The sequence below is a fragment of the Comamonas odontotermitis genome, from assembly GCF_014207855.1.
Classification (GTDB): domain Bacteria; phylum Pseudomonadota; class Gammaproteobacteria; order Burkholderiales; family Burkholderiaceae_C; genus Comamonas; species Comamonas odontotermitis_A.
Window position 1 is genome coordinate 36816 of sequence record NZ_JACHKZ010000011.1, and the last position, 12662, is coordinate 49477.

The following is a 12662-nucleotide window of genomic DNA, read 5'->3' on the forward strand; positions in this document are numbered from 1 at the left end:
GGCCTGATCAAATTGATGAAGAGAGGGATTTTGCTGCCATGAAACTGTTTTCTTTTCCAGTCGCTACGCTCGAAAAAGCCATCAGCAAGCGCATCATGACGTTATCACCAGACCACAAGGAATGGTTCATGGCGCGCTGGCAGCAAAAGCCCTACAAGAAATCCTTCCTCGACAACAAGGCCTTGCCTCTGGTCACCATCGTGGCCAAGTGCAAGACCATGGAAGACGAGGAGTTCAACCAGGTGATGGCGGAGTGGGATGCCAAGTTCTACGACGCCGAAGCTGAAGTGCTGCGCCCCATGGTGCAGGGTGATGGCCTGCTGCAGTTGATGCAGAAGAACCTGCCCGAAGCCCGCGTGCAAGCCATTTTGAATAAATTAGATACCGACCGCGTGTGAATAAAGCGCTGGTAGCTATACAAAATATAGCGCTCCAGCGTACGCGATTGCAAGGCGAGCCCTATGTCTAAACGCACAGACCTTAAAAGCATTCTTATCATTGGCGCTGGCCCGATCATCATCGGCCAGGCCTGCGAGTTCGACTACTCCGGCGTCCAGGCCTGCAAGGCACTGCGCGAAGAAGGCTACAAAGTCATCCTGATCAACAGCAATCCTGCCACGATCATGACCGACCCGGCCACTGCCGACGTCACCTACATCGAGCCCATCACTTGGCAGACGGTCGAGAAGATCATCGCCAAGGAGCGCCCCGATGCGATCCTGCCCACCATGGGTGGCCAGACCGCGCTCAATTGCGCGCTGGACCTGTGGAAGAACGGCGTGCTCGACAAGTACAAGGTCGAGTTGATCGGCGCCAAGCCCGAAGCCATCGACAAGGCTGAAGACCGCCTGAAGTTCAAGGACGCGATGACCAAGATCGGCCTGGGCTCGGCACGCTCGGGCATTGCCCACAGCATGGAAGAGGCCTGGGAGGTGCAGAAGAACGTGGGTTTCCCCACCGTGATTCGCCCCAGCTTTACCTTGGGCGGCACCGGTGGCGGCATTGCCTACAACCCGGAAGAGTTCGAAACCATCTGCAAGCGCGGTCTCGAAGCCTCGCCCACCAACGAGCTGCTGATCGAGGAATCGTTGCTCGGCTGGAAAGAGTACGAGATGGAAGTGGTGCGCGACACCGCGGACAACTGCATCATCGTCTGCTCGATCGAAAACCTCGATCCGATGGGCGTTCACACCGGCGATTCGATCACCGTGGCACCTGCGCAGACCCTGACCGACAAGGAATACCAGATCATGCGCAACGCCTCGCTCGCGGTGCTGCGCGAGATTGGCGTGGACACGGGTGGCTCCAATGTGCAGTTCTCGGTCAATCCGAAGGACGGCCGCATGATCGTCATTGAGATGAACCCGCGCGTGTCGCGTTCGTCCGCGCTGGCCTCCAAGGCGACGGGCTTCCCGATTGCCAAGATTGCTGCCAAGCTGGCCGTGGGCTACACCCTGGATGAACTCAAGAACGACATCACCGGCGGCAAGACGCCTGCATCGTTCGAGCCCACCATCGACTACGTGGTCACCAAGATTCCACGTTTCGCATTCGAGAAGTTCCCTGCTGCCGACAACCGCCTGACCACGCAGATGAAGTCTGTGGGCGAGGTGATGGCCATTGGCCGCACCTTCCAGGAATCCTTCCAGAAAGCCCTGCGTGGCCTGGAAGTGGGCGTGGACGGCATGAACGAGAAAACCCAGGACCGCGAGATTCTGGAAAAGGAACTGGGAGAGCCCGGCCCCGATCGCATCTGGTACGTGGGCGACGCCTTCGCTGCCGGCTGGTCGCTCGACGAAGTGCACAGCATCACCAAGATCGACAAGTGGTTCCTGGTGCAGATTGAAGAAATCGTCAAGCTGGAGCTGGCGCTTGACAAGCACACCGAAGCGCAGGGTGACAAGGCATTGTCGTCGCTCACGGCGCAAGACCTGCGCGGCCTCAAGCAAAAGGGCTTCTCGGACCGCCGCCTTGCCAAGCTGCTGCATACCACCGACAAGGCCGTGCGCGAAGCGCGCAAGGCTCTGAACGTGCGCCCCGTGTTCAAGCGCGTGGACACCTGCGCGGCCGAGTTTGCCACCAACACCGCCTACATGTACTCGACGTACGATGAAGAGTGCGAAGCGCAACCGAGCGACAAGAAAAAGATCATGGTGCTGGGTGGTGGCCCCAACCGTATCGGTCAGGGTATCGAGTTCGACTACTGCTGCGTGCATGCCGCCCTGGCCATGCGCGAAGATGGTTACGAAACCATCATGGTCAACTGCAACCCCGAAACCGTCTCGACGGATTACGACACGAGCGACCGCCTGTACTTCGAACCAGTGACGCTGGAAGACGTGCTGGAGATCGTTGACGTCGAAAAACCAGCTGGCGTGATCGTGCAGTATGGGGGGCAGACGCCTCTGAAGCTGGCTCTGGCGCTGGAGGCCGAAGGCGTGCCTATCGTCGGCACCTCGCCGGACATGATCGACGCCGCGGAAGACCGTGAACGCTTCCAGCAACTGCTGCAATCGCTGAGCCTGCGCCAACCACCCAATGCCACGGCACGTACCGAGGCACAGGCCATGGAACATGCGCGCGAGCTGGGCTACCCGCTGGTGGTGCGCCCCAGCTACGTGCTGGGTGGCCGCGCGATGGAAATCGTGCATGAAGAGCGCGACCTGGAGCGCTACATGCGCGAAGCCGTGAAGGTGAGCAACGACTCGCCGGTGCTGCTGGATCACTTCCTCTCCAACGCCATCGAATGCGATGTGGACTGCGTGCGTGACCGTACCGGCAAGGTCTTCATTGGCGGTGTGATGGAACACATCGAGCAGGCCGGCGTGCACTCCGGCGACTCGGCCTGTTCGCTGCCACCGTACTACCTCTCCAAGGCAACGGTCGATGAAATCAAGCGCCAAACCGCAGCAATGGCCGAAGGCCTGAACGTGGTTGGCCTGATGAATGTGCAGTTCGCCATTCAGGAAAGCGACGGCAAGGACATCATCTACGTGCTGGAAGTGAACCCGCGCGCTTCGCGTACAGTGCCATTTGTCTCCAAGGCCACAGGCATTCAACTGGCCAAGGTGGCCGCGCGCTGCATGGTGGGCGACACTCTGCAAGAGCAGGGCATTACCCAGGAAGTGACGCCGCCTTACTTCAGCGTGAAGGAAGCCGTGTTCCCGTTTGTCAAATTCCCTGGTGTGGACACCATCCTCGGCCCCGAGATGAAATCGACCGGCGAAGTGATGGGCGTGGGCAAAACCTTTGGCGAAGCCTTTGTGAAGAGCCAGCTGGGTGCGGGAACCAAGCTGCCGCGCTCGGGCAAGGTGTTCCTGACTGTGAAGAATGCTGACAAGGCGCGCGCCGTGCAGATCGCCAAGGAACTGGCTGCCATGGGCTTTACCCTGTGTGCCACCCGTGGCACGGCTGCGGCAATTGCCGAAGCTGGCGTCGAGGTGCAAACAGTAAACAAAGTTACTGAAGGCCGCCCACACATCGTGGACATGATCAAGAACAATGAAATTGCAATGGTCATCAACACGGTGGAAGAGCGTCGCAATGCGATTGCCGATTCGCGCGCCATTCGCACCAGCGCCTTGCTGGCGCGGGTGACGACCTTTACCACCATTTTCGGTGCCGAAGCTGCCGTGGAAGGCCTGCGCAACATGGACAACCTGGATGTCCATTCCGTGCAGGAACTTCATGCCAGCCTGAAGTCCTGATTCCTGCTACACGCCTGTGCGCCGATTTTGTGCCGGAGCACAAAAATCGGCATAATAGGGACTGACTCGCAACCGCCGCGCTCCCAGCGCGGCGGTTTGCTTTTGAACCATCCGCCGCAGGGCGGGACGTATGAATGCCACATGCCAGCAAATGCTGGCATTGAACATGTTTGTGGAGACCGAGATGGCCACTATTCCGATTACCAAGCGCGGAGCAGAAAAGCTCAAGGAAGAGCTGCAGCGCCTCAAAACCGTAGAGCGCCCGGGTGTGATTGCAGCGATTGCCGAAGCGCGCTCGCACGGCGACCTGAGTGAAAACGCCGAGTACGATGCCGCCAAGGATCGCCAGGGCTTCATCGAAGGCCGGATCCAGGAGGTCGAGGCCAAGCTGTCGGCTGCGCAGATCATTGACCCCAGCCAGCTCGATGCTGGCGGCAAGGTCGTGTTTGGCGCCACCGTGGATCTGGAAGACGAAGAAAGCGGTGACCCCGTCACCTACCAGATCGTGGGCGAAGATGAGGCAGACCTGAAGCAAGGCCTGATCAATGTATCGAGCCCGATTGCTCGCGCGCTGATCGGCAAGGAAGAGGGCGACACCGCCGAAGTTCAGGCCCCGGGGGGCGTGCGCCGCTACGAAGTGGTGGGCGTGCGCTACCTCTAATTGCCCAAAGGCGATGCCCATGATTGCCAGCATGAAAGAACGCCTGCCGATTTTTGCTGCCGCACTATGGTGGGGAAGCCTGTCGGTCATTGGCTTCATGGCAGTGCCCATGCTGTTTGCCAATCTGCCACTGGCCGCGATGGCAGGCTTCATGGCAGCCAAATTGTTTGCGGCGCAGACCTGGGTGTCGGTAGCCTGCACCTTGTTGCTACTGGTGATGGCCAAGGACAAGCAGGCCAATGCGCTCTATCCGTGGGCTCGGACAGCCATCGGCTTTGTTCTGGCAGGCATGCTGCTGGCCCTGGTGGTGCAGTACGGTATTTCGCCCAAAATTGTGGCCCGCCAGAATCTCAAGCTCTGGCACAGCCTGGGCACGCTCATGTATGCACTGCAATGGCTGTGTGCTGCCATCGTCCTATGGCACGTATCTGGCCGTGTACAAGGGGCGGCCTCGATGGACCAGAAGGCTTGACCTGCGCCAAAACAGTGGCAGGTGACCAGGGTACACTGGAGCCGCCATGCAATCTCAAATCCTCAAAATCGACGCAACGGACTGGAACCAGGTTCACGGTTGCGATGAATGGACGGCGGCCGTCGAGGCCGGCAAGGTTCTGTATTTCCCGCAGCTGCGCTTTGCACTGTCAGACCACGAGAAAACGCTGCTGCGCCCGGATGTGCGCGATCCCAAGACACGCAATATCAGCCTGAACGTGGATGGCTCCATCAAAGGCGTGGCAGGAGACACGGCCACACAGGCGGCGGTTGCAGCCATGGTGGCGCGCTTTCGCGAGCAGGCCACGGCGCTGATTGGCGGGCTTTTCCCGCAATACATGCCTGTGGTGCGGATGGCGCCCACCAGCTATCGCCCATCTCAGGTGGAAACACGTGCCCAGTCCTGGCGCGCAGACGACAAGCGCATGCATGTCGATGCCTTTCCCTCACGCCCCAATTACGGCGAGCGCATTCTGCGCGTGTTCACCAATGTGAACCCCGATGGCCAGCCGCGTGTATGGCGAGTAGGGGAGCCATTTGAAGACGTGGCAAAGAAATTCTTGCCCCGCGCCAAGCCCTACAGTGCCTGGCAGGCCAAGGCGCTGGAGCTGCTCCACGTCACCAAATCCTATCGCAGTGAATACGACCACCTGATGCTGCAGCTGCACGATGGCATGAAGGGCGATCCGGATTACCAGAAGAATGCGCCGCAGGAAACCGTGCCTTTCGCAGCAGGCTCTACCTGGGTGTGCTTTTCGGACCAGGCGGTGCATGCCGTGATGTCCGGTCAGTACATGCTGGAGCAGACCTTGTTCCTGCCGCCTGGCAGCGAGTACAACCCGGCGGCCAGCCCGCTGTCGATACTGACGCGCATGAAAGGCCACCCGTTGGTAGATGCAGCGCAGCGCTAGCAGGTGCACAGGCAGACGCATATTGACGCGTGCAGACATTGAAAAGGCGTTGATCGGGAGATCAACGCCTTTTTCTTTTTTCCTTTTGTATTCGCGGCTATGTCTTTAACGAGAACGAGCGCTGGTTGCGGCTATTCGCCAGGGGCCTGAATCCCGTTTGCACTTCCAACCCTTCAAAGACGGGCGCCATCAGCGATGGTTCTTGAAGAGTCAATACGGTGTGCCGTTCAACCCCAGGCCTTCTCGATCCATTTTGCCGGTTGAATATGGTGAAAGCGCTTGTTGCGGCGGCCTTCCAGCGCGTCGGGCGGATTTACTTCACCGTGGAAGATGACGATCCGCGCATCGGAGGGGGGCACCGGCTCCTTCCAGTAATTGCTGGGCCAGGCGGGAATACAGTAGTACTTGAAGCTTGGGCACCACTGTGCGGGCCAGTACTGCAGCTTGCCCTGCTGGTGCAGAAAATGGGAAAGGTATTCCTGCTCGTTGCGGTACTGGACACGCAGCTGGTCGGTATTGCTGCGAAAGTGTTCCAGTACATCGGCATGCGCTCCCAGGGTGAACCGGTAGACCGAAGAATTGCCGACAATGCGCTTGCCAAAACGCCAGAAGCGCGGGTAGTCGTGAATGATGCGGAACTCGCCTGGCAGGGTGAAAAAATCATCCAGGCTGCCGACAATCACCACATCCAGATCCAGAAACAGGGCCTGGCCCTGAAGACCGTAGAGGTCGCGCTCGAAGGTGGTGAGTTTCTTCCAGGCGCCATCGCGCTGGCCGGGGGCCAGATGGATGTTCAGGTCGGGGATGGGAAAGCACTCCACCTCGCTGCGGATGCCTTGGGTATCGTCCGTCAGACACACAAAACGAAAATCGCCACGGAGGTGGCGACGGACCATCGCATAGAGTCGGTTGACATACTCGGGGCCGTATTTGGTACCCCATTTCATGCAAAGGATGTGGCGATCGGTCACACTATCAGCCCTGCTGTTTTTTGACGGACTTCTGTTTGGGCTTGGCGCGCTTGATCTGGCCGCCAGAGGTCAGGCGTTGGTTGCCGAGGATGCGAATCTGCTTGACCTCGGGCTTTTGCCAGCTGTTCTTGCTGAACTTGAGCACTTTGACCTCGCGCGGGCCGGGCTTGCGGTCTTCGTCGTGCTGCTTTTCTTTGGCGGCCTTGGGGCGCCACAGCACCAGCAGCTTGCCGATGTGCTGAATGGGAGCGGCGTTCAGCTCGTCGGCCAGCTTTGCATAGATGGCTTCGCGGACAGCACGGTCGTCGGAGAACACGCGGATCTTGATCAGACCATGCGCATTGAGGGCCAGATCGACCTCTTTCTGGACGGCCTCGGTCAGGCCGTCGCCGCCAATCAGCACCACGGGGTCAAGATGGTGGGCTTCGGCGCGGTGTTCGCGTCGCTGGGCGGGGGTGAGTTGTATTTGGGGCATGCCCGTATTATCGGGGTTCCTTGGAGTAAACATGAAATTAAGTACTAAAAGCAAGAAGATCAACAAGGCGTGGCTGAACCAGCACGTCAATGATCCCTATGTGCGCGCGGCGCAAAAAGACGGTTACCGCGCCCGCGCGGTCTACAAGCTCAAGGAAATTGACGAGCATTTCAAGCTCATCCGCCCCGGTGACGTAGTGGTCGATCTGGGATCGACCCCTGGCGCTTGGAGCCAGTACGTCCGCCGCCGCCTCTCACCCGATGGCGCAGCAGTGGGCGAGCTCAATGGCGCCATCATTGGCCTCGACATGCTGCCGATGGACCCCATCGAGGGTGTGGACTTCATCCTGGGCGATTTTCGAGAAGAAGAGGTGCTGGTGCAGTTGGAGGAAATTCTGGGCAACCGCCAGGTGGATGTGGTGATATCCGATATGGCGCCTAATTTATCCGGGGTAGAAAATGTGGATGCCGCACGCATCTCTCATTTGATCGAATTGGCTGTCGATTTCACCATCAAGCACATGAAGCCCGAGGGGACGCTGGTCGTCAAGCTGTTCCATGGCAGCGGCTATTCGCAGCTGGTGGACTTGTTCAAGCAGACTTTTCAGGTGGTCAAACCGTACAAGCCCAAGGCTTCACGCGACAAGTCGTCGGAAACCTATTTGCTTGGTATGCGTCTGAAGAAGTAGGCTGTCGCTGTCAGCCATGGCCTCATTTCCGGGATTCCGCTCCGGGGCCAAGGGGCAAACAGGGGACTGGGCCCTTGAAAGTCCTAAAATAGCGCATACCTGACACATCAGTTTCCTGTGTCTTTCCTGCAGGGCTTGTGCAAACAAGGATGTACACAGGCTATTTGCCCCGGGCAAATAGCCTGTCTGAACCGGATTTGCGCAAGCCGTGCCCTGATTTCCTACTACTGGAGCCCCCTTGAACAATCAGTGGTTTTCTAAGATTGCCGTTTGGCTGGTTATCGCCATGGTGCTGTTCACGGTGTTCAAGCAATTTGACAACCGTGCAGGCGCTGGCGCGACCAAGGTACCGTATTCCGAATTCCTGCAGGACGTGCGCAATGGCCGCGTCAAATCTGCCACCTTGCAGGAAAGCCCTTCGGGAACGGTGATTCTGGCCACGACCGGTGACGACCGCAAACTGCAGACTACCGCGACCTTCATGGATCGTGGCCTGATTGGCGATCTCATCAACAACAATGTCAAGTTTGATGTGAAGGAGCGCGAAGAAGGTTCGCTGCTGATGAGCTTGCTGATCAGCTGGGGCCCGATGCTGCTCCTGATCGGGGTGTGGGTCTACTTCATGCGGCAGATGCAGGGCGGCGGCAAGGGCGGCGCCTTCAGCTTTGGCAAATCCAAGGCGCGCATGCTCGATGAGAACAACAACACCGTCACATTTGCCGATGTGGCTGGTTGCGACGAGGCCAAGGAAGAAGTCAAGGAAGTTGTGGACTTCCTCAAAGACCCCAACAAGTTCCAGAAGCTCGGCGGTCGCATTCCGCGTGGTCTGCTGCTGGTCGGGCCTCCTGGCACGGGTAAGACCTTGCTGGCCAAGTCGATTGCTGGTGAGGCCAAGGTGCCTTTCTTCAGCATCTCGGGCTCTGATTTCGTGGAAATGTTTGTTGGCGTGGGTGCGGCCCGCGTGCGCGACATGTTCGAAAACGCCAAGAAGAATGCACCATGCATCATCTTCATCGATGAAATCGATGCAGTCGGCCGCCAGCGCGGCGCAGGCATGGGTGGTGGCAATGACGAGCGCGAGCAGACCCTGAACCAGATGCTGGTCGAAATGGACGGTTTTGAGACCAACCTCGGCGTGATCGTTGTGGCGGCGACCAACCGTCCCGACATTCTGGACGCTGCCTTGCTGCGCCCAGGCCGTTTTGACCGCCAGGTGTATGTCACGCTGCCCGATATTCGTGGCCGCGAACAGATCCTGAACGTGCACATGCGCAAGATTCCTGTCGGCCAGGATGTGAATCCAGCCGTGATCGCCCGTGGCACGCCCGGCATGTCCGGTGCCGATCTGGCCAACCTGTGCAACGAAGCTGCACTGATGGCAGCGCGTCGCAATGCGCGTACCGTCGAAATGCAGGATTTCGAGAAGGCCAAGGACAAGATCATCATGGGCCCCGAGCGCAAATCCATGGTCATGCCCGAGGAAGAGCGTCGCAACACGGCCTACCACGAGGCAGGCCATGCGCTGATCGGCAAGCTGCTGCCCAAGTGCGATCCGGTACACAAGGTCACCATCATTCCGCGTGGCCGGGCGCTGGGCGTGACGATGAGCCTGCCCGAGAAGGATCGCTACTCCTACGACAAGGAGTTCATGCTGAACCAGATCGCCATGCTGTTCGGTGGCCGCATTGCCGAAGAGGTGTTCATGAACCAGATGACCACTGGTGCTTCCAACGACTTCGAGCGTGCAACCCAGATTGCCCGTGACATGGTGACGCGTTATGGCATGACCGATGCGCTGGGCCCCATGGTGTATGCCGAGCAGGAAGGCGAGCCTTTCCTGGGCCGCTCGATGAGCAAGCCGAGCAACATCAGTGAAGAGACCATGCAGAAGGTGGATGCCGAAGTGCGTCGCATCATCGACGAGCAGTACCACCTGGCACGCAAGCTGATCGAGGACAACAGCGACAAGATGCATGCCATGGCCAAGGCCATGCTGGATTGGGAAACCATTGATGCCGAGCAATTGGACGACATCATGGCCGGCAAGGAGCCTCGCCCGCCCAAGGACTGGACACCGCGCAATCCGCCCTCCAACAACGATGGTGGCAGCAGCGGTGGCAACACCTCCGTGGTGACTGATCATGCGCCCAATGCCGCCTGATGGGGCCTGCCTGATTCTCTGTTGAATCGAGACACACACCGAAAAGCGCTCCTGGAGCGCTTTTCTCTTTTGTGAAGGATCTATCCATGCCAATCTGGCAAACCAGCCGTTTTGCGATTGACCTGACCCAGCCCAGGATCATGGGCATCGTCAATGTCACGCCCGATTCCTTCTCGGACGGAGGCTCCCACCAGGGCGTTGCGGCTGCCATGGCACATGCGGAAAAGCTGCTTGCCGATGGCGCGCACATTCTGGATATCGGTGGTGAATCCACGCGCCCAGGCAGCCCCGCCGTGCCGCTGGATGAGGAGTTGCGCCGCGTGCTGCCGGTGGTTCAGGCGGCGGTGGCCTTGCAGGTGCCCATTTCCGTCGACACCTACAAGCCCGAAGTGATGCAGGCTGCGCTCGATGCCGGAGTCGACATCATCAATGACATCTGGGCGCTGCGCCAGCCGGGCGCCCGTGCCGTGGTGGCGGCTCACCCCCGTTGCGGTGTATGCCTGATGCACATGCATGCCAATCCGCAGACCATGCACCTGCAGCACATGGACACCGCACAAGATGTGACAGCGCAAGTGCTGCAATTTTTGCAGCAACAGACACTTGAGCTATGCGCGCAGGGTGTGCAAAAGAGCCGCATTGTGTGGGACGCCGGTACCGGCTTTGGCAAAACTGTGGAGCAGAACTTTGCCTTGCTGCAGCAGCAGCCTGTGCTGGCGGCGACAGGGTATCCGCTGCTGGCGGGTTGGTCGCGCAAAGGTTCGCTGGGCAAGGTGACGGGGCGCGAAGTGGGCGAACGCATGCCCGCCAGCATCGCAGCGGCGCTGCTGGCCGTGGAGCACGGCGCGGCTGTGGTGCGTGTACATGATGTACGCGAAACCCGCGATGCGCTGGCTGTGCTGGCAGCCATGCGGCGGCCCGAGGCCTGGCATGTTTAACGAATGACAAGCGGGAGCTTCGCTTTCAACTGGAAACGTGGCACAAACGTTACACTTGACCAGAGAGCCGAAATAGTCAAAAAAACCTGCAGCTGACAAGACAGGTACTTACTTTCTTGCTACGGAAACAAAGAATATGCCACGCCAGTATTTTGGAACCGATGGAATTCGCGGCACGGTCGGTAAATCGCCCATCACTCCTGATTTCGTGCTGCGGCTGGGCCACGCCGTAGGCCGTGTGTTACGGCGTGGCGAGGATCGCCCAACGGTGCTGATCGGCAAGGACACGCGCATCTCGGGCTACATGCTGGAGAGTGCGCTGGAATCGGGTTTCAACTCCGCAGGCGTTGATGTGGTGCTGCTCGGGCCGTTGCCTACCCCCGGCGTGGCTTACCTCACGCGGGCCTTGCGTGCCAGCCTGGGCGTGGTCATCAGCGCGAGCCACAATCCATTCGAAGACAACGGTATCAAGTTCTTCAGCGCGGAAGGCACCAAGCTGCCCGATGCCTGGGAGGAATCGGTGGAGGCTGCGCTGGCCGAGAGCCCGGTGTGGGTGGAATCCGCACAGCTGGGCAAGGCGCGCCGCCTTGATGACGCTCCAGGCCGTTACATCGAGTTTTGCAAGAGTACGTTCGACAACCAGCTGTCCCTGCATGGGATGCGGGTGGTGGTGGATGCGGCACATGGCGCGGCCTACCAGATTGCACCCAAGGTTTTCCATGAGCTGGGGGCTGATGTGATCACCATCGGCTGCAACCCCGATGGCCTCAATATCAACCAAGGCGTGGGCGCAACCCACCCCGAAGCACTGGTGCGGGCCGTGCGCGCCAACAATGCAGACGTTGGTGTGGCGCTGGATGGCGACGCCGACCGGCTGCAACTGGTGGACGCCAATGGCCGCCTCTTCAACGGTGACGAATTGCTCTACCTGATGGCGATGGATCGCCTGCACCGGGGCGAAAAGGTGGTGGGCGTCGTCGGCACCCTGATGACCAACCTGGCCGTGGAAGCGGCCCTGCGCACGAAAGGCATCGAGCTGGTGCGGGCCAAGGTGGGTGACCGCTATGTGCTCGAAGAGCTACAACGGCGCAACTGGATACTGGGCGGTGAAGGCTCGGGCCATCTGCTGGCGCTGGACAAGCACACCACGGGCGATGGCCTCATCAGCGCGCTGCAGGTGCTGCAAGCCTGTGTGAGCCGCCAGCAAGGCATTGCCGAGCAGCTCAAGGGTGTAGATCTGTGCCCGCAGGTTCTGCTGAACGTGCGCCTGCAACCAGGCCAGGACTGGAGCCGAAACCAGAAGCTGGCCGATCTGCAGCGCGACATCACCGAGCGTTTTGGCGGCCAGGGGCGTGTGCTGATCCGCGCAAGCGGCACCGAGCCGCTGCTGCGTGTGATGGTGGAAGCCTTTGATGCAGCCCAGGCCAGCCGCTGCGCGGAACAATTGGCCGATGTGGCCCGCCAATCCTGAGCTGAGCTATGCAGGCAGCCCGCTTGCGCAGGTGTTGCATGGCCACCATGTCATGCAAGCGTCATGAAATGCACATTGCGCTGTCATGTGGAGACGAGAAACTGGCGGGGCTCTGTGATAGCCCTGTGTGGGCACGAGGCGCGGCATAGCGGCTGGTGTACAGCAAAGGGCGGCAGGGCTATAGAGG

11 protein-coding genes are annotated in these 12662 nt (G+C 59.6%); 9 read left to right on the forward strand and 2 right to left on the reverse strand.

The window, feature by feature from the left end; translation table 11 throughout:
* Positions 1–38: 38 nt before the first annotated feature.
* From HNP33_RS10570 to HNP33_RS10590, 5 genes are all read left to right on the forward strand, one after another.
* Positions 39–398, forward strand: a complete 360-nt coding sequence (locus HNP33_RS10570; RefSeq protein WP_184708148.1) for a hypothetical protein — start codon at positions 39–41, stop codon at positions 396–398.
* A gap of 63 nt (positions 399–461) precedes the next feature.
* Positions 462–3707, forward strand: coding sequence for a carbamoyl-phosphate synthase large subunit (carB, locus tag HNP33_RS10575; protein WP_184708150.1), 3246 nt, complete (start codon positions 462–464; stop codon positions 3705–3707).
* Between the two features lie 184 nt (positions 3708–3891).
* The gene (gene greA / locus HNP33_RS10580) at positions 3892–4368 is read left to right on the forward strand and encodes a transcription elongation factor GreA (RefSeq protein ID WP_184708283.1); all 477 of its coding nucleotides are present in this window, start codon (positions 3892–3894) and stop codon (positions 4366–4368) included.
* 31 nt (positions 4369–4399) lie between these two features.
* Positions 4400–4840 (forward strand): DUF4149 domain-containing protein, encoded by a 441-nt coding sequence (locus tag HNP33_RS10585; RefSeq protein WP_184708152.1) that lies wholly within the window; start codon positions 4400–4402, stop codon positions 4838–4840.
* A gap of 46 nt (positions 4841–4886) precedes the next feature.
* Positions 4887–5771 carry a Kdo hydroxylase family protein gene (locus HNP33_RS10590; RefSeq protein WP_184708154.1) on the forward strand — a complete coding sequence of 295 codons (885 nt, stop codon included), beginning with the start codon at positions 4887–4889 and terminating at the stop codon, positions 5769–5771.
* Between the two features lie 227 nt (positions 5772–5998).
* On the opposite strand, the gene HNP33_RS10595 is transcribed toward HNP33_RS10590, so the two are convergent.
* Positions 5999–6718 carry a glycosyltransferase gene (locus HNP33_RS10595; RefSeq protein WP_184708156.1) on the reverse strand — a complete coding sequence of 240 codons (720 nt, stop codon included), beginning with the start codon at positions 6716–6718 and terminating at the stop codon, positions 5999–6001.
* A 28-nt stretch (positions 6719–6746) separates the two neighbouring features.
* The gene (locus tag HNP33_RS10600; RefSeq protein WP_184708159.1) at positions 6747–7217 is read right to left on the reverse strand and encodes a YhbY family RNA-binding protein; all 471 of its coding nucleotides are present in this window, start codon (positions 7215–7217) and stop codon (positions 6747–6749) included.
* 31 nt (positions 7218–7248) lie between these two features.
* On the opposite strand from HNP33_RS10600, the gene HNP33_RS10605 reads away from it, so the two are divergent.
* From HNP33_RS10605 to glmM, 4 genes are all read left to right on the forward strand, one after another.
* Entirely contained in the window at positions 7249–7905 is a 657-nt protein-coding gene (locus tag HNP33_RS10605; protein ID WP_184708161.1) for an RlmE family RNA methyltransferase, read from the forward strand.
* A 238-nt stretch (positions 7906–8143) separates the two neighbouring features.
* Positions 8144–10066 carry an ATP-dependent zinc metalloprotease FtsH gene (ftsH, locus tag HNP33_RS10610; RefSeq protein WP_184708163.1) on the forward strand — a complete coding sequence of 641 codons (1923 nt, stop codon included), beginning with the start codon at positions 8144–8146 and terminating at the stop codon, positions 10064–10066.
* An 86-nt stretch (positions 10067–10152) separates the two neighbouring features.
* Entirely contained in the window at positions 10153–11004 is an 852-nt protein-coding gene (folP, locus tag HNP33_RS10615; RefSeq protein ID WP_184708165.1) for a dihydropteroate synthase, read from the forward strand.
* Positions 11005–11140: 136 nt separating this feature from the next.
* A complete protein-coding gene (glmM, locus tag HNP33_RS10620; protein WP_184708167.1) occupies positions 11141–12475 on the forward strand; it encodes a phosphoglucosamine mutase in 1335 nt (444 codons plus the stop codon).
* The last annotated feature ends 187 nt before the right edge of the window (positions 12476–12662 follow it).